Here is a 23684-nt window from a genome sequence, read left to right as displayed (position 1 = left end):
TACAGGTGACCGGTACTTAAGGCACGACGCCGGCACGCACCACTGGAAACGAGTGGTGAGTGCCGGCGTCGTGGCGTGCTGTGGGTTAGTTCGCGTAGAACGGGTAGTCCGTGTAACCCTCGGCGCCGTCCGCGTAGAACGTCGAAGCGTCCGGTTCGTTCAGCGGCAGGCTTTCACGCCAGCGGCGGGCAAGGTCCGGATTCGCGATGGCGGGACGGCCAACCACTACGGCGTCGGCGAGGCCTTCTTCGATGATGGCGAACGCTTCATCGCGGGTAGTGATCTCGCTAAAACCGGTATTGACGAGGAAAGTGCCGTTGAAACGCTCGCGAAGATCCTGGACCAGCGCACCCTTGGGCTCGTGGTGCAGGATGCTCAGGTACGCGAGGTTGAGCGGGGCGATGGTGTCCACCAGCACTTCGTAGGTGGCCCGGACATCGGTGGCATCCGTCTCGGCGATCCCCTGCACGTTGTGCTCCGGGGAGATCCGGATGCCAACGCGGTTGGCACCCAAGGCTTCCACCACAGCGTTGACGGTCTCGATCACGAAGCGTGCGCGGTTCTCGGGAGAACCACCGTAGCTGTCGGTACGGACGTTGGAATTCGGGGCAAGGAACTCGTGCAGGAGGTAACCGTTGGCGGAGTGGAGCTCAACGCCGTCGAAGCCGGCCGCAATGGCATTCTTGGACGCGGTGACGATCTCCTGGATCACTCCCGGGAGCTCGTCAGTGCGGAGTTCACGCGGCACGGGGTAGGCCTGCTTGCCCTGCGGGGTCCGTACCTCACCGTCAATGGCTACCGCGCTGGGAGCCACGATCTCGTGGCCACCAGTGATGTCGGCATGCGAAACCCGGCCGCCGTGCATGATCTGGGCGAACATCCGGCCACCCTCTGCGTGAACGGCATCAGTCACCTTTTTCCATCCGGCAATCTGGTCCTCGGTCACGAGGCCAGGCTGCCCCGGGTAAGACTGGCCTGCCGGCGTCGGGTAGGTTCCTTCGCTCACGATCAAGCCCAAGGAGGCGCGTTGACGGTAGTGCTCGGCGATCAAGGAACCGGGCACACCCTGTTCGCCGGCGCGGAGTCGCGTCAGCGGGGCCATTACCAGTCGGTTGGAAAGTTCAAGCTCGCCGAGGGCCAAGGGGGAAAACAGCATGCGCAGTTCCTTTCAGAATGAAACAGGTTCACTGCGCACAACTGCATGGCGTCTGCAACTATTCCGACTGAGTGGCAGATCACATCCTCGTGGCCGCTCCTGCTTCGCCAGGTCCCCCCGCTTGCTGATCCAGCAACGCATTCACTCTGCGGAGGTAGGAGCCCCAGTAGCGGCGGTATTCTTCTCCTTCCAAGGAGAAGTCACCAAAGACTTCAAGGTCGCTCTCAATGGTCAGCCGGGATCCGTCTCCGGTGCCCTGAGTGTGCAAAATCCTCGGAGGCAACGACGGTGGTCGTCGTCGACTCCCGCGCGATGGCCCCGGGAGACCCAACAGCGCTCCCGGCCTTGCTTTTCCGCCCAAGCATCACCCCCTGAACGAAGGTCAGCAACAGGCCACCGACCACCAAGGAAAGAACAGGGATAGAGTGTCACGGCCACGCGCCCAGCCCGGGGTGACACACGCCGCCGCTGTTACTCGGTCAGCTCCCGCATGGACTCGTCGAAGCACTCACAGAGGGCAAGGACGGCCACCAGGTGCGCTTCCTCGGCATGTGGGGGGTCCGTGTTGATGTTGATGGCTTCACTGACGGATTGGGCCAGGTCCTTGGAGTCCCTGCCTGTCAGAGCCCACACCTTGGCGCCGGCGGCTTTGGCAGCGGTCGCGGCGTTGCGGAGATCGTCCGTAATCCCCTTGGCAGCCAGGAGCACCACGATGTCTCCCTGCCTGACCACTGAGGGAATTTGGTCACTTATGGTTTCCCCGGTTTCCTTGCTGGCGACGATGGCCGTGAAGGAGCCGGGGCTGCCGTCGTGAGGATGCGCAGCGCCATGGGCGGTCAGCTCGGTGGTAAACCGGTCGGCTTCGTGGGCTGAGCCGTCGCTTCCGGCAGCGAACACACTGCCTCCCCGCAGGCGGACACGGGCCAGCTCTTCGCCCCACTCGGCGAGCCTGGACGACTCCCGGCGCAATGCCGCCACGGCCGGGCCGGGAGTCGTCCAGGTGGCCAAGGACGACGTCGACCGCATGTCGGTTCGCCTTCGACTCCGTACCGCGGATCGCCTGACCTGTCCGTCTCACCACAATGCTCACTTTCCTACCTCCGCTTCGTCGTTGAAACTACAGGTTCCTTTCATCCTCACGCGTCGAGCCGTCGCGCCTGCTCCGGTCGCGTGTGAGCCGCTCACCCTCAGCCAGATTGGAGCGGTCAGATGCGTCGGCACGGTCCCCGTCATGGGAACCGTTCACGTCCTCGGCACGGTCCGCGCCGGCAGTGCCGCGGTCGTTTGCGCGGCTGGCATCGGCGGGTCGGGCCGAAGCGGCATTCGGATCAAGCTTTTCGGCATGCCGAAGATGTTCCTCGACGCGTCCGTGCGCTTCGTGGGCCTTTTCCGCGTGCTTTTCGGCGTCCATACGGAGCCGGTTCGCTTCGGCTTCAGCTTGCAAAGCATTGGCCTCGGCTTGGGCAGCATCCGCTTTGGCTTGATGGGCGCCAATGGCTTCTTCCTGCGCCTTTTCGCGCAATTCCTCGGCCCTGCGATGGTTGACTTCGGCCTTCTTGCGGCGTCCGACGACGACCGCGAAGATCACAGCGGCGATGACCACCGCGGCCAGCACGATGATCAGTACCAGTTGTCCTGTATCCATAAGGATTACCTCCCTGGTGAGCGGGCTTCTGTGGGCGCCGCTCGCGGCCCTCGCTGTGCTTAATGTCCGAGTCGTACCCAGATCGGGTTATTCCTAAACGTTTCCGGGTCCGCCTCTCCTTTATGGTAGCTAGTTATCAGGTTACTTACTAGTTTCAGCTGCCGGTCTCCTCCGGATCTTCCCTGGCACGCTTCGCGTCCGGCGTCTCCCCGGAGTCATCCGGGACAAAAGTGGGGTCCAGTTCAGTTGTGAAGTCGCCCGATCCGGCGGTGCCTTTGTCAAGTTCGACGGCGGCAGGCGCCGCTTGCCCGGACTGTTCCGCTGGCGTCTCTTCAGCCTTGTTTGCTTCCTCGCTCATGGCCTCAATGTAGGCTTCGCCGGGGAAGCCTGTCGAGAGCGGGCGACCTTGTGCCTCGGCATGATCTCTGTTTCGCTGGGAAGGTCTCCAGAAGAGCGGGACCCACCCCCAGCAGCACAACAGGGAGATCCAAAAGTGAAAGCAGTGACATGGCAAGGCCGGCGCTCACTCAGCGTCGAAGACGTTCCGGACCCCTCCATCCAGGAGCCCACGGACGCGATTGTCCGCATCACCTCCACAGCCATCTGCGGCTCGGACCTTCACCTGTATGAAGTCCTGGGACCGTACATGCATAAAGGCGACGTCATTGGCCACGAGCCCATGGGCATCGTGGAAGAAGTGGGATCCGGGGTCCATCGCCTCAAGAAGGGCGACCGCGTGGTTGTCCCCTTCAACATTTCGTGCGGGCACTGCTACATGTGCAACCTGGGCCTGCAGTCCCAGTGCGAAACCACTCAGGTCAAAGCAAAGGGTTCTGGAGCGGCTCTGTTTGGCTATTCCGAGCTGTACGGCTCCGTTCCGGGCGGACAGGCCCAGTACCTGCGGGTGCCCTTCGCGGACTACGGCCCCGTGAAAGTGGACTCGGACGCGCCGGACGAGCGCTATCTTTTCCTCTCCGATATTTTGCCCACCGCGTGGCAGGCAGTGGAGTACGCCAATGTTCCCGAAGGTGGAACCCTGGCGGTCCTGGGCCTGGGACCGGTAGGCCAGTTTGTCACCAGAATCGGCCTGCACAAGGGCTTCCGGGTCATTGGCGTCGATCCCGTTCCGGAACGGCGTGCCATGGCAGAGTCGCGTGGTGTGGAAACGCTGGACTACAGTTCGGACGTTTCCGGAGAAGTCCGCGAGGAAACGCTTGGCCGGGGGCCCGACGCCGTGGTTGACGCCGTGGGCATGGAAGCGCATGGCTCCCCGGTGGCTTCCTTCCTTCACCGGGCGGTATCCCTCCTTCCGGACAAGCCCGCACAGGTCGCCATGGAGACCATGAGTGTGGACCGGCTTGCCGCGCTCCACACGGCCGTGGATATGGTCCGCCGCGGTGGCACCATTTCCTTGAGCGGCGTCTACGGCGGCCAAGCCGACCCCATGCCCCTCATGACCATGTTCGATAAGCAGATCCAGCTCCGCATGGGTCAATGCAATGTACGCAGCTGGATGGACGACCTGCTCCCGCTGGTAGAGGACGACGCCGATCCCCTGGGAGTGATGAACCTGGTCACGCACACCGGTGGCCTGGAGGAGGCGCCTGCACTCTACGAGAAGTTCCAGAAGAAGCAGGACGGCTGCATCAAGGTGGTGCTGAAGCCCTGACGGCGGGACGGGTATCCCGGACGCCTACGCCAGATGCTTTCCGCCCGTGACACCGATGACCGAGCCCGAAATGTAGCTGGAATCCTCGGTGGCCAGCAGCACATAGGCAGCCGCGAGTTCGGCGGGCTGTCCGGCCCGGCCCAGCGGAATGCCCAAAGGGGACTCCCCCCGTTCTTCGTGGGCTGGATTCTGCGCGGGCCGGACGGACGGTTGCGCCGTTGTTCCTATGTCCCCGGGAGCAACGGCGTTGACGCGGATCCCCCGGGGTCCCAAGGCTTCGGCCAAGGAAAAAGTCATGCTGTTGACGGCTGCTTTGCTGGCGGCAAAGTCGATCAGCCACCGGCCGGGTTGGTAGGCCTGGTATGAGGAAGTGTTGATGATGGCAGCCCCGGACTGCAGATGCGGCAGTGCAGCCTTGCAGAGCCAAAACAGGGCGTAGACGTTGGTTTTGAAGGTCCGGTCGAACTGTTCGTTGCCCAGGTCTTCAAGACCATGGCTGGTAAAGAGCTGATAGCCGGCATTGTTCACCAGGACATTGAGTCCGCCGAATTCAGTAACGGTCTGCGCTACGGCTTCCTGGCAGAACTCCTCGTCCTGCAGGTCACCGGGAAGGGCGAGCGCCCGACTTCCGGCGTCTTCGATGAGTTTGACGGTTTGCTCGGCCTCCTGCTCATCCTCCGGAAGATACGTAAAAGCGACGTCGGCGCCTTCACGGGCGTAGGCGAGCGCCACGGCCCTGCCGATACCGCGTTCACCGCCGGTGATCAACGTGCGCATGCCCATCATCCGGTGGTGGCCAACATAGTTGCGCTCGCCGTAGTCCGGGCGGGCAATCGCGGCCTCAGCCCACCCCGGGTCCTGGAGCTGAGGCCCGCTGGCTGCGGCCGGGTTTGCACCGACAGGAGCTTCGGATTCCCGGGCGTCGTCTTCGGGAGGATCCTCGGAAGGGCGGATTACCTGGTTCACCAAGGCCATCGCAATGTCCTCATCCAAGTCCGTTTGTCCCGATTCCCCATTCGGGGTGTCCTGAACCATGGCTTCAGTGTAAGCATCCTGGCCGCTGGCGGAGTACGTTCAGGAAGTACCCAGAATTGCTCGTTAGCCTAGCAATTGTCAGCGTTGGACTACATCGAAGGAGATCCCATGGGACTCGGAGACAAGATCAGCAACAAGGCACAGGAAGTCACCGGCAAGGCCAAGGAAGCCTTGGGTGACGCCACGAACAACGAGAAACTGCAGGCCGAAGGTGTTGCCGACCAGGCAGCAGCCAAGACCAAGCAGGCAGGCGAGAACGTCAAGGACGCCGCGAAGGACGCCTTCGACAAGTAAGCCCCACAGCTCGACCAACAAACGCAGAACACACAGCAGAACGCCCCGGCTCCCCCAAAGGAAGCCGGGGCGTTCTGCGTCGGCCAAGCAGGTAGCAATCAATGCCGTCCGGGTTCTGATAACCGCGTCGGCCGCTCCCCGTTGGGTGGGTCCGGCTACTTTTGAGCGGGAAGGACCAGGCCGCCCGACTTGTCCGTGGACAAGGCGAGGGACGAGATGTACTGCGGTTCGCCGTCGGGACCGTCCTGGCCGGAGCGCAGCATGTCGGGGCGTTCGAACTCCAGGCCTGTGACGTGGCAGAGGAGCTTGGCGTCGCTTGGGTTGCCGTCGGCGTCGAACATCGGCAGCTCGATGCCGTCGTCGGTGCGGCGCAAGTAGTAGCGGCCCTTGGTCGCCAGAGCCAGCACCGGCGGCAGCACCAACGCCAGGCCCACAGCGAAGATCGGCGAGAACGGCTGGACAGCGGAGCCGAAAGCACCGAAGAACACCGCGATGGAAACTCCGGCGGAAACCAGCATGGACACGAAGCCCACCGGGTTCACGGCGTACAGCATGCCGCGCCGGAATTCCGGAACCTTGGGCGAGATCTTCAGCAGGTACTTGTTGATGGCAATGTCCGAGGCTACCGTGACCACCCACGCCATGGCGCAGTTGGCGTAGAAGCCCAGAATGGTGTTGAGGAACTCGAACATGTTCGACTCCATGAGGATCAATGCGATCACCAGATTCACCACCACGAACACCATGCGGCCCGGGTAGGTCTCGGTGATGCGGGTAAAGGAGTTGGTCCAGGCAAGTGATCCGGAGTAGGCGTTGGTCACGTTGATCTTGATCTGCGAAATGACCACCAGCACCACGGCCAGGGTCATGGCGAGCCAGGCCGGCATCATCTCTTCGTAGACGCCCAGGAACTGGTGGACCGGCTCATTGGCGTGGACTGCGGCTGCGGGGTCGAGCTTGGCGATGAGGTAGATGGCGATGAACAGGCCGATGATCTGCTTGATGGCGCCGAAGATCACCCAGCCCGGCCCGGCGAGGATCACTGCACGCCACCAGGCGCCCTTGTTTTCGGCGGTCTTGGGCGGCATGAAGCGCAGGTAGTCGATCTGCTCGGCGATCTGGGCCATCAGGGACAGACAGACGCCTGCGGCCAGCATCACCGACGCCAGGTTGGGTCCGCCGTCGCCCGAAGCACCGGTGAACGCGAAGAAGGCGTCGATGCTCTCAGGGTGCGAAAGAAGAAGGTAGCCCACCGGAACCACCATCAGAAGGAGCCATAGGGGCGTGGTCCATACCTGCAGCGTGGCCAGGGTCTTCATCCCGTAGATCACCAGCGGAATGATGATGATGGTGGACACGGCATAGCCGATCCACTGCGGAATGCCCAGGCCCAGTTGCAGGCCCTGGGCCATGATGGAGCCTTCCAGTGCGAAGAAGATGAACGTGAACGTGGCAAAGATGATGTTGGTGACCACCGAGCCGTAGTAGCCAAAACCGGAGCCACGGGTGATGAGGTCAAGATCGATGTTGTACCGGGCCGCGTAGTAGGCAAGCGGAAAACCTGTGGCGAAGATGATCACTGCGGCCACGATGATGCCGAAGATGGCATTCACCGTTCCATAGGAAATGCCGATGTTCGCGCCAATGGAGAAGTCGGCCAGGTACGCAATTCCACCCAGGGCGCTGGTTGCCACCACGCCGGCGCTCCACTTCCGGTAGGAACGCGGTGCGAACCGGAGCGTGTAGTCTTCCAGGCTTTCTTTCGCTGCGCTCATTGCGTCGGCGTTGCCTGACGCTGGAACGGTTGAGGTGCCGTTTACGACGGCGGGGCCTGCCGCCGTCGTCGGCTCCAGCGTTGCGGTACTCGTCGTGTCGTCGCTCATGCGGGCTCGCTTTCTTCGTGGGTCCTGGGCTCGTCCACGACGCTAGTCACGCAGCGCGTCAATTCAGTCACGGGCGTGTTTCGCAGTTGTAACTTCTGCATCAGGGCTACCAAAGCTTCCATCACCAAAATCCCGGATCACCCTTTGTGCGCACCCCACAAAATGCCCTTCCACCTGCACGGATACCGTCGAGGACATGACCCACGCACCCCAGGAAAAGGCCGTCCATGCCATTCTTGACACCGCCCGTCGGCAGGTCCTGGAACGCGGCGAGGGCCTGAACGAAGACCAGCTTGTCGAGATTCTGCGGCTACCTGATGAGGCCATCCCGGCGGCACTTCAACTCGCGCACGAAGTTCGGCTGAAACACTGCGGCGAGGACGTGGAGGTGGAGGGCATCATCTCCATCAAGACCGGCGGCTGCCCTGAAGACTGCCATTTCTGCAGCCAATCCGGGCTGTTCGACTCCCCCGTCCGCGGTGTGTGGCTGGACATCCCGGAACTCGTCAAGGCAGCCAAGGAAACCGCCGCGACAGGTGCCACGGAGTTTTGCATCGTCGCCGCCGTACGTGGCCCCGACATCAAGCTCATGAACCAGATCAAGTTCGCGATTGACCGCATCAACGAAGAAGTGGACATCAACATCGCGTGCTCCCTGGGCATGCTCACCCAGCGCCAGGTGGACCAGCTGGCCGGGTGGGGCGTGCACCGGTACAACCACAACCTTGAAACGGCCCGCAGCTACTTCCCCGAAGTCGTCACCACACACAGCTACGAAGAACGCCTTGAAACCTGCGCCATGGTCAAGGCTGCCGGCATGGAACTCTGCTGCGGCGCCCTGATCGGCATGGGCGAATCCGTGGAGCAACGCGCCGAACTGGCCGCCCAGCTCGCCGCCCTTGAACCGCACGAAGTCCCCCTGAACTTCCTCAATCCCCGCCCCGGAACGCCTTTGGAGAAACAGGGGATCATGGACGGCAAGGACGCCCTCCGCGCCATCGCCGCCTTCCGCCTCGCCATGCCACGCACCGTGCTCCGCTACGCGGGAGGACGCGAACTGACGCTCGGCGACCTTGGCACCCGGGAGGGTCTCCTCGGCGGGATCAACGCCGTCATTGTCGGCAACTACCTCACCACCTTGGGCCGTCCTGCCAACGCCGACCTCAATCTCCTGGTGGAGCTGAACATGCCCATCAAGGAGCTCCAGAAGTCGCTGTGAGGGCCGCGGTACCGCCCGCCTACTGCGGGCACTGCGGAGGTGAGGGACCGACGTCGGACGCTCACCAAAGCTGCCGACAGCAGTTGATGATGGAGCCGCCGCGCTATTGCCCGGCGTGTCGGAGGCGCATGAAGGTCCAGGTCACGCCGTTGGGGTGGACGGCCGAGTGTTCACGCCACCCCCTCACGAGTTTTTGTACAGATAATGCTCCTAAAAGCGCTCCATAAGGCCATTATCTGTACAAAAACTCCCTGGGTAGAGTGGTCTTATGGGCGAGAGCCGGGACCTGTTGACACCGGAGCAGCGCAGCCGCAACATGTCCAAAATCCGGGGAAAGGACACCAAACCGGAGTTGCTGGTCCGCAGGCTCCTGCATGCCAAGGGCTACAGGTATCGCCTGCACGGCCAATCCGGCGGATCAAAGCTCCCCGGCCGGCCCGATCTGGTGTTCGCCGGCCGCCGCAAGGTCATCTTCGTCAACGGCTGTTTCTGGCATTTCCACGACTGCAAGGCCGGCCTGCATGCTCCTGCCGCGAATGCGGACTTCTGGGCGGCCAAGCGTTCCCGGACCCGGGAGCGGGATGCCCGGCAGCGGGAGCAACTCGGTGCCTCCGGCTGGCAGGTGCTGACGGTCTGGGAATGCGAGCTGAAGGATCTTCCGGTTCTCGAAAACCGCTTGACGGATTTCCTGGGCAGGCGCGCCGGCTACGGCCTGGAGGACGTTGAGGGGGCAGACTCGACGGGGTGATCGGAGCCAACACTGTGTGATCCCTGCTCCCAGAGAGCATAGGCTGCGGTCCCGCCGATGCCGAGGAGGATCGCCAGGCAAAAGGCAATAGTGACCATCAGCCCAGGCGATGGGCGAGCACTGCTGTCCACGCTTTTCCCCTCTCCTTGGTAGACGCTGGAAGGTCCCCCGGATCAGGGATTTCTTCTGTTCGCCCTACTCTGCGGCCCGGGAATCAAGACTCCCTCTGAGTCCGCTCAAGATTGGATCAAGCTTTGCTTTTATGGCACTTCCGCTGTTCCACGGGTTCTACTGTTGAAGCGTGAATCGATTGTTCGGAGGCGGGAGGGGTTTGGTGTCTGAGTATGACGAGTGCACAGACGCCTTGGTGGATCACACCGTTCTCACTGGACTCCAAGCCGAGCTCGGCGGCGACCCCACCATCATCCACGCGTTCGTTCGCAATTACGTGGCCATGCTGCCCTGGCGGGTTTCCCGGCTGCATCGCGCCCTGGACAATCTTGACATCGAAGACGCCATGGACGCGGTCCTGAGCTTGAAGACGTCCAGCCATATGGTGGGGGCGATCTGCATGGAGCGACTGGCGACGGAACTGGAGATGAGCATCCGGCTGCTGCCCACTGCCGATCACCTGCACGAACTGACGGATCAAGTCCGTGCGATCGAGAACTTCGTCTTCGGGACCATCCGGGAGCTGGAAACCCCGATTCCGTAAAATTCTTCACCTTAATGAAGAAAACCATTGACTCGCTAAAAATCTTCACTATAGTTGTGTGAGTTAGCTCACCAACGAAGGATGCGGCAATGACCACCGAGACTCCTGCCCCACCAGCCACCAGCGAACTGCTGGCGACTGTAGGAAACAAGGTGCGCACCATGCGCAAGGCAAAGGGCATGACCCTCGCCCAACTCTCGGACATTACAGGCCTCAGCCAGGCAATCGTCAGCCAGATCGAACGCGGCATGGCCAACCCTTCCTTCACCACGTTGGCCCAGCTGGCCCACGGCCTGGACATCCCCGTAGGGAGATTCTTCATAGGCCAGGACGAATCAAAGTCCCCTGTGGTCCGCAGGTCCGATCGACGCAACCTGAAGAACGTCACGCGCGAATCCGTCGGTGAAGCAGTACATGAACTGCTCACCCCGAACCGCGATGGAAGCATCGAAGCACAGTGGATCAGCACGCCCCCAGGGCACGACACCAGCGACACCCCTTTTACCCACAGCGGTGAAGAGTTCTGCTACATCATCTCCGGCCGTAAAGACGTCTATTTGAACGGCGTCTGCTACAGCCTCGAAGAGGGCGACTCCATCACCTACTCCTCAGAGATCCCCCACTGGTACAAGAACAGCTACGAAGAGGTATGCGTAGCCATCTGGGTCAACGCACCACACGCGTGGTAACCCTGCCGCCGTACAACGGCGCCGGCGTTTTCCCTTAACCGTCCGGGCACGAACACGTGGCCGCTGACACTCCTTGCCACTTTCGCATCAAACGCCTCCAACGGGCGTTCCTGCGTCATACCCTCCCACGCCCTCCCGGGCGTCAGCGTAAGGACACTTCCATGCTCGACATCCAAACGGACAACGTAGTCCCCTCACCCAAAACCCATGAATCCACTGCCGTGAAGAACGCCAGGTTCACCCCGGAAGTCCGTAAGGGCCTCCTCGGACTTGGCCTGGGCAACGCCCTTGAATGGTACGACTGGATGGTCTTCGGCCTCCTGTCAGCCTTCATCGGCCCCAACTTCTTCCCCAATACCGATCCCCTCTCGGCAACGCTGAACGCCTTGGCCGTGTTCGCCGTCGGGTTCGCTTTCCGCCCCTTGGGCGGCATCCTCCTGGGCACGCTGGCGGACCGGATCGGCCGACGACGCGTCATGCTCCTGTCCATCATGCTGATGGCAGGCACCACCCTAATCATCGCTATCACCCCGAGCTACGCAACCATCGGCCCTGCCGCCGGCATCATCCTCCTGGTGTGCCGCGTCCTGCAGGGAATCTCGACCGGCATCGAAGCTCCGCTCTCCACGTCCCACGCCGTGGAACTGGCACCGGAAGGCCGCGAAGGGTACGTCGCAGGCATCATGTCCTTCTATGTGAACATCGGCATCCTCATGGCCTCCCTGGTCAGCTTCCTCTGCAGCCTGGTCATCGGCGGGACCGCCATGGGCGAGTGGGGTTGGCGGGTCCCGTTCATCATCGGCGCCCTCTTCGGCTTCGTGGTCCTCTACCTTCGCCGTTCCCTCCCGGAAACCCTCAAGCAGGAGGAAATGGCAACCAACACCCCCCGCGCAGTCTGGAAGGGCGTCGGCAAGCACTGGTTGTCCGTCCTGGCCATCATCTTCGTGGTGGGCGCGGCACAGGCCTACAACTACGCCTGGAACGTAGGCCTCCCCAGCGCCGCCCGCAGCGGATTCAAGGAAGATCCCACCGCTGTATTCGCCCTGACCACCATCCTGGGCGTCATCCTGGTCATTGGCAGCTGGGTCATCGGAAAACTCGCCGACGGCAAAGCGATGTCCACCTGGTTCCTGGTCACCCGCATCCTTGCCATCCCCGCGGTCTTCCTGATGCTGCTCTACGTACAGCCGGGCATCGGAGGCTTCGCGGCAGTCCTCCTGGGCGGCTCGATCGTTCTGGTGCTCAACATGACCCTCTACAACGTGGTCAGCTCCTCTTTGATGCCCAAGAACATCCGCGGCACCGGCGTAGCCCTCGGCTACGGCATCGGTGTGGCCCTCTTCGGCGGAACCGCCTCCTACCTCCTGGTCTGGTTCCAATCACTGAACCTCAGCTGGATCTTCCCGGTCTACGTGGCCGTCCTGTCCATCCTCAGCATCGTTTTCTACATCGCCGCCCGCCGCAGCAACGGCATCTTCGTCGGCAAGTAAGGACTTCACCATGAACCCGCTCGAACACCACACGTCCCTCGAACTCAGCACTTCGACGGCGGACCTCACCGCCCCGGTCATCTCCCGCTCCGATGTCCTCGTCGTAGGTGGCGGGCCCGCCGGTGTAGCCGCCGCCGTAACCGCAGCGCGCTCCGGCGCGAAGGTCACCCTGCTCGAACGCTACTCATCCCTGGGTGGCCTCGCCTCCGGCGGCATGGTCCTTGTCCTCGACGACATGATCAACGGCCAGGAAATCACCGTCACCGGCATCGTCTCCGAGTACGTCGAACGCCTGCAGAAGCTGGGCCTGGCCATCGTCCCGCCGGCCGATGACCGCAAGACCTCCGAGGAACTCTGGAACAAATGGGGCCGCTTCGGCACCTTCGACTTCCACTCCCACACCAACCCCAAGCCCATTTGCTACGCCGCCGCCTTCGACCCCGACGGCTGGAAGCGAGTATCCAACGACCTCGTCCGCGAAGCCGGAGTGGACCTCCGCCTGCACTCCTGGTTCTCCCGTCCCATCGTGGACAACGGCGTGATCAAGGGCGTCATCTGCGAAACGAAACTTGGCCCGCAGGCCTTCATGGCCGACGTCGTCATTGACACCACCGGTGACATCGACGTCGCATCCCGTGCCGGTGCCAGCTACGCCAAGGACAACTACCTCACCACCTTGGTCTTCCGCCTCGGGAACGTCGACACCAAGGCGGCCGAAGCCTTCGAGCAGGCCAATCCGAAGGAAGCCCGCGCCATCAACCGCAAGATCAAGCGCCTCCTCGGCGGCGCCTGGGAACTGTGGTGGCTCAAGACCCCCATCGACGGCGTCGTCTGGTGCAACGCCCCGCACATGACCGGTTTCGACGGTGTCGACCCTGCCGACATGACCGCAGCAGAGTTCGCTGCCCGCGACCGGATCTCCGAGGCCGTGGATTACGTCCGCGCCAACCTCCCGGGCTTCGAAAACTGCTACATGCTGGACGTCGCCTCCCAGATGGGCGTCCGCCAGACCCGGCTCCTGCAAGGCGAATATGTCATGACCAAGGACGACGTCACCCAGCGCCGCCACTTCGCAGACACCGTGGCACGCGGCCGGGACTACTACTACCCCTACCGTTCTCTGCTGCCCAAGGAAGTGGACCAGCTCCTGGTGGCCGGACGGCACTACTCCGCAACGCCCGAGGCCCAGAAGATGTCCCGCGAGATCCCGCCCTGCATGGCCATGGGCCAAGCCGTTGGCGTCGCGGCGGCTCTCGCCGTCGAGAACAACGTCCTGGTCCGCGATGTCGCGGCAGCGGACATCCAGCAGGGCATGCGCCGCCACGGTGCAGACCCGGGCGACGTCCCGTCGTCGAACGCCACCGTCGACTCCGAAGCAGCGGTGCCGGCATGAGCACCGTGACCCTGGAACAAGCAGAACACACGACGGCGGCACACGCCGCAGAGTCCCGGGCACCCATGCGGCTCCCCCTGGACGGCATCAAGATCGTGGACTTCACCCAAGTGTTCATGGGCCCGTCCTGCACCCAGCTGCTGGGCGACTACGGTGCCGACATCATCAAAGTGGAACGGCCCGGCGCCGGCGACATTTCCCGCAACTCCTTCCCGGACCAGGACGGGCAGGACAACCCGATCTTCCTGTCCATCAACCGGAACAAGCGCAGCGTCTCCGTAGACACCCGCACTGATGAGGGACGCGAGGTACTGCACCGGCTCATGGCCGACGCAGACGTCGTGGTCAGCAACTTCCGCTCAGGCGTCATGGAACGCATGGGCTTCGGCTACGAGGAACTCAAGGATAAGAATCCGGGCATCATCTGGGCCTCCGGTACCGGCTTCGGCCCCGTTGGACCCTACTCGCACAAGGGCGGCCAGGATGCGATCGCCCAGGCCTATTCCGGCGTGATGTGGCGCCGCGAGTCCGAAGACGCCAAGCCGGCCATCTACCCCACCACCCTGTGCGACTACATCACCGGCATGCACCTCATGCAGGGCATCCTGCTGGCGCTGCGTACCCGGGAGACCTCGCGCACCGGCCAAAAGGTGGAAGTGACCATGTACGACTCCATGCTGCACCTCCAAATGCAGGAAGCGTGCATGCAGCTCAACCGGGGCTACGAGGTCAACTGGGGAGCCATGCCTTTAAGCGGAGTCTTCGAAACCACCGACGGCGCCGTGTGCATGGTGGGTGGCTTCACGCCCGATCCCCTGGCTCGGATTTCCGATGCCTTGGACCTCGATGAGGACCTCACCGAACGGCCCGGATTCGCCACCTTGGAGCAGCAGTTCAAGAACAAACCCGCCCTCCAGGCCATTTTCCGTGAACACTTTGCCACGAACACCACCGAATACTGGACCGCGAAGCTTGAGGAACAGGGCCTGCTGAACGCCCCCGTGCACACCTTGGAGCAAGCGCTCGCCGACGCACAGACCGAAGCCAACGGGATGATCGTCGAAGCTGAACATCCGACGGTGGGCACCGTGAAAATGCTGAATGCTCCCATCCGGCTCTCCGCCACCCCTCCCACCATCCGCAGGACAGCACCCCGGCTGGGCGAGCACAACGTCGAGGTCCTGCTGGAAAACGGCTTCGATGAGGAAACCATCGAACGCCTGCAGCAGTTGGGAGTCCTGCGATGAGCGTCGTGATTGAAGAAACCGTGGACGAGGTCACGCTGACGATCACCGGTGGAGTCGCCACCGTGGTCATCGACCGGCAGGGCGTGCTCAACGCCGTGGACGGCGCCACGCACGCACGGCTCAACGAAATCTGGGCCCGGCTGGAGGCAGATTCGTCCCTGCGGGCCGTGGTGGTCACCGGCGCCGGGCCCCGCGCGTTTTGCGTTGGCGCCGACATGTCGGCAGAGGCAGTGGACAAGACCGGGCTGGAATACTGGGCAGGACTGGACCCCAACGGCTTCGGCGGCCTCAGCCTCCGCACCAGCCTGGACATCCCCGTCATCGCCCGGGTCAACGGGTATGCCTTGGGCGGCGGCATGGAAATCGTGCTCGGCGCAGACATCGTGGTGGCGGCCGATACCGCGAAGTTCGGTTTGACCGAACCCCGGGTCGGGCGCTTGGCGCTCGACGGCGGCATCCACCAACTGGTGCGACGCGTCCCCTACACGCAGGCCATGGGAATGCTGCTGACCGGACGCAAGGCCGATGCTGCCGAAATGCGTTCCATGGGGCTCGTCAACGAGGTGGTACCCGCCGAGGAACTCGACGCCGCAGTCCAGCGCTGGGTGGACCAGATCCTTGCCTGCGCGCCCACTTCGGTCAAAGCCGTCAAACAAATGGTCAGCCGGACCGGCCACCTCACGGCCAAGGAAGCCCGGGGCTTGCGTCTTCCTGCCCTGATGGCCGCGCTGGACAGCGAGGACTCCGCGGAAGGCGTCCGGGCCTTCCAGGAGAAGCGTCCGCCTGTGTGGCCCGGCCGCTGAGTAAGCGCCCACCACCAGCCACTTCAGGCACCACAGCACCGCATTTGCACTGAAAGGAACCACATGCCTCTTTCTTCTGCGCCCAAAAACCGTGAATCCCTCCCGCCTGGCGTATGGGGCGTTGTCGCCACGCCGTTCCAAGGCAGCACCTTGGACGTGGACCTGGACAGCCTCGCCGGACTCGTGGAGCACTACGAGGCCATAGGGACGACCGGCCTCACTGTCCTGGGCGTCTTCGGCGAAGCGGCCTCCCTGACACCGCAGGAACGCCGCGATGTCCTGGAAACGGTTATCGACAGCACCACCCTTCCGCTGGTGGTGGGCATCACCGCTCTGGCCACCCGGCCGGCCATCGAAGAGGTCCTGGCCGCACAGCAGATCGCCGGCCCGCGCCTTGCCGCGGTCATGGTGCAAGCGAACTCGCCCCGCGCCGAAGCAGTCATCGCCCACCTTGATGCCATCCACCGGGCAACAGGGGCGAAGGTTGTCCTGCAGGATTATCCCCTCGCCAGCGGTGTCAGCATCCCAACACCGGCATTGATCACTGCGGTCAACGCCTGCGCCTCGGTCATCGCAGTCAAAGCCGAAGCCCCGCCCACCAGCGTGGCCATCGCGCAGCTGCGGACCGCCGTCGGGGTTTCCATCTTCGGCGGCCTGGGCGGCCAGGGCCTCCTGGATGAACTCCTGGCAGGCGCAGCCGGTGCCATGACCGGTTTCTCCTATCCGGAAGCCCTCATTTCCTGCGTGCGGGCCTGGCAGGATGCCGGATATGCAGCCGCCGAACGCGAACTGCAGCCGTACCTGCCGCTTATCAACTTTGAGCAACAGGCGAAAGTTGCCCTCGCCATCCGGAAGGAATGCCTTCGCGAGCGCGGCCTTATCAAGGACTCCGGCGTCCGTGCACCGGCGGCCGGATTCCCGGACGTGCTGCGCGAGGCCATGAACGTGCACCTGGCAGAAGCCGCTGCCGCACTGGCAGCACACACCACAGCAGGGAGCATCTGATGGATCTGGGCATCGCAGGAAAGACAGCGCTCGTAGCGGCCTCGACAGGCGGGCTTGGCTTGGCCGCTGCACGGGCACTGGCCGCCGAAGGCGTCCGGGTGGCAGTGGTGGGCAGACGGCGTGAGCGGGCCAAGGAAATCGTTGCCGAACTGCAGGCCGCCTACGGCACGGGAACGCTTGGCAGCGCCGGCTTCGACGCGGTGGCGATCGAAGCTGACCTGGGCACTGAGGAAGGCATCGAATCCGCCGTGGACCAGACCGTGGCAAACCTCGGCCCGGTCGACATCCTGGTCCTCAACGGTCCCGGGCCCAAACCAGGCGCCGCCGCGACCCTGAGTTCGGCGGACATGGCAGCCGCTTTCGACCTCCTGGTCAAACCCCATCACGCCCTGGTCTCCAGGGTCTTGCCGGGAATGCGTGAACGCCGCTGGGGACGCATCCTGGCCATCGGTTCCAGCGGGGTCACTGCCCCGCTCCCCAACCTGGCGGTCTCCAACACCGGTCGTGCCGCGCTTGCCGGCTACCTCAAGACCCTCGCGGCCGAAGTCGCCTTGGACGATGTCACGGTGAACCTGCTCCTTCCCGGCAGGATCGCCACGGACCGCGTTGCCCAATTGGACCAGGCCGCCGCCAAACGCCGGGGTACCACGCTGGAGGACATCCAGCTCGAATCCCGCAAGACCATACCCGCCCGACGGTATGGAGAACCTGCCGAGTTCGGTGCCGCCGCAGCCTTCCTGTGCAGCGCACCGGCGTCGTACATCACCGGAGTCGCGCTCAGGTGCGACGGCGGCCTGATCCGCAGCCTGTAACCCATCTACCTAAGGACCGACATGACCTCCACGACTTTTGATACCAACCTCACAACCGGCGGCACCCCCGGACCACACCTCACCGCCCAGCACCTCATCAACGGCCAATGGCTCGGCGAGGCCGGAACCAGGCGGATGAACCCGGCCCGTCCGGATGAGCTCGCCGCACTCTCCCCCAGCGGCTCCGCCCAGGACGTGGACGCCGCCATCACGGCCGCTGCTGCCGCGCAGCCTGCGTGGGCCGCCCTGCCCGCACCGGCTCGCGGTGCCATACTGATCGCAGCCGGAAACCTCCTCCTCGACCGCCAGGCCGCCATTGCCGAGGATTTGGTCCGTGAAGAGGGCAAGACCCTGGCCGAAGCCAAGGGCGAAGTGAAACGGGCTTCCGACGTGCTCCGCTTCTTCGGCTCCCTGGGCTGGGCCGCCACGGGTGAAGTCCTGCCCAGTGGGCTTCCGGACACCACCATTACCACCCGCCGCGAAGCATTGGGCGTTGTCGGGCTCATTACGCCTTGGAACTTCCCTATCGCCATCCCCGCCTGGAAGACCGCCCCGGCCCTCATCAGCGGCAACACCGTGGTGATCAAACCCGCCGAGCTCACTCCCCTCTCGGCCACGCACCTTGCCCGCGCCCTCCAGGATGCGGGACTCCCGGCGGGAGTCTTCAATGTGGTCCACGGCAAGGGCCGCATCGTGGGCGATGCCCTGGCCCGGGACACCCGGATCGCCGGGCTGTCCTTCACCGGCTCAACCAAGGTAGGCCTCGGGCTGCAGGAAATCCTCAACGCACGCCGGGCCCGCGTCCAGTTGGAAATGGGCGGCAAGAACGGGGTGCTGGTCCTCGACGACGCCGATGCCCGCAAAGCCGCGCAGGTGGTGGCCGCCGGGGCATTCGGGCTGACGGGCCAGGCGTGCACGGCAACGTCGCGCGTCTACGTGACACCCGCCATCCGCCCTGCCTTCCTGGAAGCCCTCGTAGCGGAAGCGGCCACCTACAACCCCGGGGACGGCCTTGGCGGTGTTGATTCGGGCGAAGCCCGGATGGGCGCCGTGGTGAGCAGGCAGCAGTTCGAGCAGGACCAGGCCGCGGTGCGGACCGCCGTCGAACGCGGTGCGACGCTCCTGCACGGAGAGTACGACGGTGACCCCACCGGTCCGCTGTTCCTCGCACCGGCCATCCTCACGGACCTGCCGTTCGACGACGCCGCAGTCATGGAGGAGATTTTCGGTCCGGTTGTGGCCGTGCTCGAGGTTGCCGACTACGAAGCGGGACTGGCCGCCATCAACGACTCCCGGTATGGCCTCACGGCAGGAATCTGCACGGACTCGCTGGCGTTGGCCACCGACTTTGCTGCACGGGCACAGGCCGGAGTAGTGAAAGTGAACCGTCCAACAGCGGGTCTGGACCTGAACGTTCCCTTCGGCGGAGTCAAAGATTCCTCCACCAACACGTTCCGCGAACAAGGCCGCTCCGCGCTGGACTTCTTCACTTGGGGCAAGACCGTTTACACAGGGGTGTAGCCCGCCATGAGCTACGTGATCGCCCAGCCGTGCGTGGATGTGAAGGACAAAGCCTGCATCGACGAGTGTCCGGTCGACTGCATTTACGAGGGCGACCGTTCACTGTATATCCACCCCTCGGAGTGCGTGGACTGCGGGGCCTGTGATCCGGTATGCCCGGTGGAGGCGATCTACTACGCGGACGACGTCCCGGATGAGTGGGCAGACTACGTCCGGGCGAACGCCGAGTTCTTCGAGGATCCGGCCCGCGACCATCCTGTGGTCGCGGCCGAGCCCTTGCGGGTTGCTTAGTTGTTGTTGACGGCCGGGGCTAGCCGGTACCCGACGCCGCGGACCGTCTCGAGCCACCGCGGGCCCTGGATGCTGTCGCCCAGCTTCTTGCGCAGGTTGCCCATGTGCACCTCTACGGCACGTTCGTCCGCGTCGCTGACGTAGCTGCCGACGTCGTAGGGTTCGTTGCGAAGGCGACGGGCGAGGTCGGCTTTGGTCCGCACAATCCGGCCGGTTTCCAGGAGCGCCAGCAACAGATCGAACTCTGTGCGGGTGAGCTTCAACTCGGTGCCGTTGAGGATTGCCGTGCGGGAACCGGCCGAAACGGCCAGTCCGTTGTGGATCATCTCGGGATCCGCTTCTTCCGGCACGTTCTTGATGTCCGACGACGCACGCGGCCTGCGCATCATGGCCTCCACCCGGGCACGCAATTCGCGCGGCCGGAAAGGCTTGGTGAGGTAGTCGTCGCCACCGGCCTCCAGGCCCATGAGAGTATCGAGTTCCTCGGCGCGGGCCGTGAGCATGATGATGTAGGCGTCGGAGGACTTACGGATCTGCCGTGCGACCTCGAAACCGTCGATGTCAGGAAGGCCGAGATCCAGGGTGATGACGTCCGGGTTGAGTTCGCGGGCCGACGTCACACCGGCAGAACCCGTCGACGCCGTGTGAACATCAAATCCTGCTTGGGAAAGAACTACCCGCACCAACTCGCGAATATCCTGATCGTCTTCAATGACCAGCCCCACACGTACTTCACTCATCGCTGCCCCTCAGCCCCTTCGATAACCTCAGAAGTATATCCGTTATGGTTAGGCTGATCTCATGAACCGAATTTCTTCCGCACCCGTGGTGGTTGTGCCATGACCCAACCCTCAGCTTGGGATATTGGTGAAAAGAAGAAATTGTTGATTTTTCAGCGCTCGTTCCACGAACATACCCTGCGGATGCGGGTTGTCCTCAGTCAATTGCCGTTATCGGTGTGTGTCTGTCTTTCGGCAATTCTGGTGTGGCTGTTTTTCCCCGCCACACTCGAAAACCCGTTGTTCCTCATCTTCCTGCTGAGCCAGGCATTCCTGTTGGCACTGTGCATTGTGGTTCCTTGGCACCGCCTGCCATTCGCCAGTTTCCTCATCATCCCCATCCTGGACATGGTTTCCATAGCCTTCGGCAGGGAAGGCGGACAGGAGGCGCTCACCGGCCTCAGTGTCCTGGTGGTGTTGCCCGTCATCTGGTTGTGCGCTTCCGGCCTCTACCCGCGGCTGGCCATCGTCATGTCCTTCCTGGGCCCGCTCGGAATTGTCTGGGTACCGGTCTTCCTTCATAACGAGGTCAGCGAACAGGCCCTCACCAAACCGCTGCTGTTCCCCATCCTTATCCTCGGCATCGGCGTCTCGGTAAGTGTGCTCACCCTGAGCATGGTGCGCCAGCAGCGCGTCCTGGAGCAAAAAGACGAGGCCCTGAAAGAAGCGCTGGATATCAGCACCAAACAGGAACGGCTGCTGAACACCGTCATGGAAGCCCTGCCGCTGGGCGTGGTGGCTGTTGACGGCGACGGGCACGACATCCTCATGAACAGGCGCCAGCGCCAGACCCACGCATTGGCCACACCGCCGGACAACGACGACCCCAACGAATCCCAGCTGCTGGTGTTCGACATTGACAGGAGCACTCCCCTGCCGCCCGACCGCCGGCCGGTGCGGCGCGCCGTCCTGGGCGAACGCTTCACAGACCAGCTGGTCTGGCTGGGTACAGGAGAGGGACAGCGGGCCTTCACTACCAGCGCCCGTCCCATGCTGGACGACGCCGGGAAGTTCGCGGGCTCTGTGGTGGTCTTCAGCGACGTCACGGATCTGGTGAATGCGCTGGCAGCCAGGGATGACTTCGTGGCCAACGTCTCCCACGAGTTCCGCACCCCGTTGACGTCCATCCTGGGTTACGTCGAGCTGATCCTCGACGACGCCTCCCTCGATGCCCATTCCCGCAAACAACTCGACGTCGTCAGACGGAACGCGGAGCGGCTGCTGACCTTGGTTTCGGACCTGTTGGCGGTGCGATCCGGACAGATCGTCATTCAACGACACACGGCAGACGTTGCCGAATTGGTGCGGGGAAGCGTCACCTCCGCCGAGCCCCGCGCAGCCAAGGCCGGCATCCGGCTCTCGATGGACCTGCCCGATGCCCTGGAAGCACGCGTGGACTCATCACGCCTGGCCCAGGTCCTGGACAACCTGGTGTCGAATGCCATCAAGTACTCCCTCGACGGCGGCGATGTGGAAGTTGCGGCCTGGGAAGATGAGGACTTTGTCTTCTGCCGTGTCACCGATACGGGCATGGGCATGAACGAGGAAGAACAGGCCGAGGCCTTCACCAAATTCTTCCGCGCCGGCGGGGTCCGCAAGAGCGCCATCCCCGGGGTTGGGCTGGGATTGCCCATCAGCAAGGCCATTGTTGAAGCGCACGGCGGGACCATCACCTTGGAGAGCGAGCCCGGGCGCGGAACCACCTTCACAGTGAAGATGCCCGCCTAGCTCTCAGCGTTTTGCCGGGGTGCCGCCCACCAAGCCGGATTCGCGTCGCCTGCCGAACAGGAAATAACTGACCGGCCCAAAGAAATTGATGAACGAAAGCGCACGCCACATCACTTTCTTCCCCCTGATGTTAGAGTCCGGGGTTTTGGCGATGCTTCGCTGCGCTGCCACCAGCAACGCCAGGTTCACAGCACCACTGACCAGCACAGAGATGCGCTGCCCTTTGCTCATATCACGCCACGTTTTCTTGCCGGCCATGGTGCCTCCTCAGGGCGAAAGGTCTACTTCACAGGCTAGTCCGACGCCGATCGTCCCGCCACAGCCTGGCGTACTACTTCGCCCCACGACTGTTCAGCGAGGTCTGCCACTGCAGCAAGGATTTCCGACGGCGGCCGGGACAGGTCCAGCGGGTACTCCACGATATCGATGTCCGTGTTCAGGATGCGCCGCAGCTTCACTTCCCCCGCCCCGGCATAAACCAGCCAGGCCGTGGGGACCCGCAGGGCGGTGCAGTAGGCCAGCAACTGGTAGTGGTCAGCGCTGAGGGAAGCCCCGGCGTCGGAAGCTGCCTTGTATTTGGAGTCGTACACCACCACGGGCCGGCCACCCAGGAAGTGCACCGCATCCGGACGGACGGTCAGACGGTCTGAATCCCGGACGGCCTCGTTCAGGAGCGCGCCGTATTGCAGGCGCATCTCTCCCGGGTGGGCTGCCATGGCGCTTCGCAGGGCGGTCCCCACGAATTCCTCGAACACCTGCCCCATGTCCACCACGAAGGACGCCGTCCGCTGTTTACCGTGGCCTGCCTCCGCTGAGGCATTGCGCAGGATGACCTCAGCCAGGCGCAGCACCGCGTGGAATCTCAGGTTCATCCGGCTGGCCCGCCACGGCGGCAGCGGCGCGCCGGGCTGAAGGCGGGTCACGGCGTCGAGCTTTCCCTTGAGCTGCCGCAAGCGGCTCAGGACGTCGGGACGGACCCCGGGAACCTGGCCCATGCGTTCCAGTGCGGCCCGGAGGATCCTGTTCTCGGCGATGTCCTCGGTGAACTCGTCATAGGAGACCTCCAGCGGCACCATCATTCCGGGACGCCGTGAGATCTGGTCCGAGATCCGGATACGGCCCTTGACGGTACGCAACGACTCTTCGACGGTGAGGTAGCCCTGCAGAACCCCACGGCTGAGCGCTTTATCGGCCAGCTGCGCCAGGGACTCCGCCAGCGCACTCCACAGGTCCGGGTGCTCCACGGCTTCCACGGAATGGTCGCGAAAACCTTGGTCCCCGGCGTAGCTGAGCAGAAACAGCAAGCGGCTAAGGCCCAAACGGTCCTTGGGCCGGACTTCCAGTTGCACTGTGGCCGTCCGAACGGAGCCCACCTTGCCCGCGGGCTCAATACGGTAAAGGCCCAGGCCCATGGGGGATGCCTTGGCCAGCCCGCTGGTGTTGATGAAAGCCGCGGATTCGGGATCGAGTTTTTCCACCATCCCACCCGAGAGCTCGTCCATGACGATGTGCCGGGGCCCCTTGTTGGCGCCCCGGGCACTGGACGGTGCCCTCGCCGGCCT

At 63.5% G+C, this 23684-nt stretch carries 24 protein-coding genes; 15 read left to right on the top strand and 9 right to left on the bottom strand.

Annotated features, from left to right (window positions below; genetic code table 11):
• Nucleotides 1-85 precede the first annotated feature (85 nt).
• The 4 genes from ACNAOU_RS05405 to ACNAOU_RS05390 form a co-directional block, all read right to left on the bottom strand.
• Complete coding sequence (locus tag ACNAOU_RS05405; protein ID WP_064722043.1) at nucleotides 86-1156, bottom strand: alkene reductase; 1071 nt, start codon at nucleotides 1154-1156, stop codon at nucleotides 86-88.
• A gap of 471 nt (nucleotides 1157-1627) precedes the next feature.
• Nucleotides 1628-2182: an SIS domain-containing protein gene (locus ACNAOU_RS05400; protein ID WP_422758204.1), complete on the bottom strand. Its 555-nt coding sequence runs from the start codon at nucleotides 2180-2182 to the stop codon at nucleotides 1628-1630.
• Between the two features lie 91 nt (nucleotides 2183-2273).
• Nucleotides 2274-2801 carry a hypothetical protein gene (locus ACNAOU_RS05395; protein ID WP_422758203.1) on the bottom strand — a complete coding sequence of 176 codons (528 nt, stop codon included), beginning with the start codon at nucleotides 2799-2801 and terminating at the stop codon, nucleotides 2274-2276.
• 154 nt (nucleotides 2802-2955) lie between these two features.
• The gene (locus ACNAOU_RS05390; protein WP_189075998.1) at nucleotides 2956-3159 is read right to left on the bottom strand and encodes a hypothetical protein; all 204 of its coding nucleotides are present in this window, start codon (nucleotides 3157-3159) and stop codon (nucleotides 2956-2958) included.
• Between the two features lie 135 nt (nucleotides 3160-3294).
• On the opposite strand from ACNAOU_RS05390, the gene ACNAOU_RS05385 reads away from it, so the two are divergent.
• Entirely contained in the window at nucleotides 3295-4470 is a 1176-nt protein-coding gene (locus tag ACNAOU_RS05385; RefSeq protein ID WP_422758202.1) for a zinc-dependent alcohol dehydrogenase, read from the top strand.
• 24 nt (nucleotides 4471-4494) lie between these two features.
• Here the strand turns inward: ACNAOU_RS05385 and ACNAOU_RS05380 are convergent, their stop codons facing one another.
• Nucleotides 4495-5505: an SDR family oxidoreductase gene (locus tag ACNAOU_RS05380; protein WP_422758201.1), complete on the bottom strand. Its 1011-nt coding sequence runs from the start codon at nucleotides 5503-5505 to the stop codon at nucleotides 4495-4497.
• A gap of 108 nt (nucleotides 5506-5613) precedes the next feature.
• Here ACNAOU_RS05380 and ACNAOU_RS05375 point away from each other — a divergent pair, with 108 nt between their 5' ends.
• Entirely contained in the window at nucleotides 5614-5799 is a 186-nt protein-coding gene (locus tag ACNAOU_RS05375; protein WP_018777112.1) for a CsbD family protein, read from the top strand.
• 155 nt (nucleotides 5800-5954) lie between these two features.
• Here the strand turns inward: ACNAOU_RS05375 and ACNAOU_RS05370 are convergent, their stop codons facing one another.
• Nucleotides 5955-7682: a purine-cytosine permease family protein gene (locus tag ACNAOU_RS05370; RefSeq protein WP_422758200.1), complete on the bottom strand. Its 1728-nt coding sequence runs from the start codon at nucleotides 7680-7682 to the stop codon at nucleotides 5955-5957.
• A 196-nt stretch (nucleotides 7683-7878) separates the two neighbouring features.
• Here ACNAOU_RS05370 and bioB point away from each other — a divergent pair, with 196 nt between their 5' ends.
• The 12 genes from bioB to fdxA all read left to right on the top strand — a co-directional run bounded on the left by bioB (nucleotide 7879) and on the right by fdxA (nucleotide 19615).
• Nucleotides 7879-8901: a biotin synthase BioB gene (gene bioB / locus ACNAOU_RS05365; protein ID WP_422758199.1), complete on the top strand. Its 1023-nt coding sequence runs from the start codon at nucleotides 7879-7881 to the stop codon at nucleotides 8899-8901.
• 268 nt (nucleotides 8902-9169) lie between these two features.
• Nucleotides 9170-9649 carry a very short patch repair endonuclease gene (locus ACNAOU_RS05360; RefSeq protein WP_079581183.1) on the top strand — a complete coding sequence of 160 codons (480 nt, stop codon included), beginning with the start codon at nucleotides 9170-9172 and terminating at the stop codon, nucleotides 9647-9649.
• 334 nt (nucleotides 9650-9983) lie between these two features.
• Nucleotides 9984-10364 carry an Hpt domain-containing protein gene (locus ACNAOU_RS05355; protein WP_422758198.1) on the top strand — a complete coding sequence of 127 codons (381 nt, stop codon included), beginning with the start codon at nucleotides 9984-9986 and terminating at the stop codon, nucleotides 10362-10364.
• An 89-nt stretch (nucleotides 10365-10453) separates the two neighbouring features.
• A complete protein-coding gene (locus ACNAOU_RS05350; RefSeq protein ID WP_018777107.1) occupies nucleotides 10454-11053 on the top strand; it encodes a helix-turn-helix domain-containing protein in 600 nt (199 codons plus the stop codon).
• A gap of 161 nt (nucleotides 11054-11214) precedes the next feature.
• On the top strand, nucleotides 11215-12543 hold the full coding sequence (locus ACNAOU_RS05345) for an MFS transporter (protein WP_018777106.1): 1329 nt from the start codon (nucleotides 11215-11217) through the stop codon (nucleotides 12541-12543).
• 10 nt (nucleotides 12544-12553) lie between these two features.
• On the top strand, nucleotides 12554-13936 hold the full coding sequence (locus ACNAOU_RS05340) for an FAD-dependent oxidoreductase (protein ID WP_422758197.1): 1383 nt from the start codon (nucleotides 12554-12556) through the stop codon (nucleotides 13934-13936).
• Nucleotides 13933-15183, top strand: coding sequence for a CaiB/BaiF CoA transferase family protein (locus ACNAOU_RS05335; protein WP_422758196.1), 1251 nt, complete (start codon nucleotides 13933-13935; stop codon nucleotides 15181-15183). Before ACNAOU_RS05340 ends, ACNAOU_RS05335 begins: the two co-directional genes overlap by 4 nt.
• Entirely contained in the window at nucleotides 15180-15986 is an 807-nt protein-coding gene (locus tag ACNAOU_RS05330; protein WP_422758195.1) for an enoyl-CoA hydratase-related protein, read from the top strand. The genes ACNAOU_RS05335 and ACNAOU_RS05330 overlap by 4 nt, the downstream gene beginning before the upstream one ends.
• 63 nt (nucleotides 15987-16049) lie before the next feature.
• A complete protein-coding gene (locus tag ACNAOU_RS05325) occupies nucleotides 16050-16991 on the top strand; it encodes a dihydrodipicolinate synthase family protein (RefSeq protein WP_422758194.1) in 942 nt (313 codons plus the stop codon).
• Complete coding sequence (locus ACNAOU_RS05320) at nucleotides 16991-17803, top strand: SDR family oxidoreductase (protein ID WP_422758193.1); 813 nt, start codon at nucleotides 16991-16993, stop codon at nucleotides 17801-17803. The genes ACNAOU_RS05325 and ACNAOU_RS05320 overlap by 1 nt, the downstream gene beginning before the upstream one ends.
• Nucleotides 17804-17824: 21 nt before the next feature.
• Nucleotides 17825-19324, top strand: coding sequence for an aldehyde dehydrogenase family protein (locus ACNAOU_RS05315; RefSeq protein WP_422758192.1), 1500 nt, complete (start codon nucleotides 17825-17827; stop codon nucleotides 19322-19324).
• Nucleotides 19325-19330: 6 nt separating this feature from the next.
• Complete coding sequence (fdxA, locus tag ACNAOU_RS05310; RefSeq protein WP_018777099.1) at nucleotides 19331-19615, top strand: ferredoxin; 285 nt, start codon at nucleotides 19331-19333, stop codon at nucleotides 19613-19615.
• On the opposite strand, the gene ACNAOU_RS05305 is transcribed toward fdxA, so the two are convergent.
• On the bottom strand, nucleotides 19612-20355 hold the full coding sequence (locus ACNAOU_RS05305; RefSeq protein WP_422758191.1) for a response regulator transcription factor: 744 nt from the start codon (nucleotides 20353-20355) through the stop codon (nucleotides 19612-19614). The genes fdxA and ACNAOU_RS05305 overlap by 4 nt on opposite strands.
• 99 nt (nucleotides 20356-20454) lie before the next feature.
• On the opposite strand from ACNAOU_RS05305, the gene ACNAOU_RS05300 reads away from it, so the two are divergent.
• Entirely contained in the window at nucleotides 20455-22122 is a 1668-nt protein-coding gene (locus ACNAOU_RS05300; protein ID WP_422758190.1) for an ATP-binding protein, read from the top strand.
• 3 nt (nucleotides 22123-22125) lie between these two features.
• Here ACNAOU_RS05300 and ACNAOU_RS05295 read toward each other — a convergent pair whose 3' ends face one another.
• Both ACNAOU_RS05295 and ACNAOU_RS05290 read right to left on the bottom strand, forming a co-directional pair.
• Nucleotides 22126-22380 carry a PLDc N-terminal domain-containing protein gene (locus ACNAOU_RS05295; protein ID WP_018777096.1) on the bottom strand — a complete coding sequence of 85 codons (255 nt, stop codon included), beginning with the start codon at nucleotides 22378-22380 and terminating at the stop codon, nucleotides 22126-22128.
• A 35-nt stretch (nucleotides 22381-22415) separates the two neighbouring features.
• Complete coding sequence (locus ACNAOU_RS05290; RefSeq protein WP_422758189.1) at nucleotides 22416-23624, bottom strand: 5-methylcytosine restriction system specificity protein McrC; 1209 nt, start codon at nucleotides 23622-23624, stop codon at nucleotides 22416-22418.
• Nucleotides 23625-23684: the final 60 nt, after the last annotated feature.

Origin of the sequence: Paenarthrobacter sp. C1 (assembly GCF_049315185.1) — a bacterium.
GTDB lineage: Bacteria > Actinomycetota > Actinomycetes > Actinomycetales > Micrococcaceae > Arthrobacter > Arthrobacter nicotinovorans.
The sequence above is the reverse complement of the archived record's forward strand: the minus strand, read 5'-3'. Positions and strand labels throughout refer to the sequence as shown.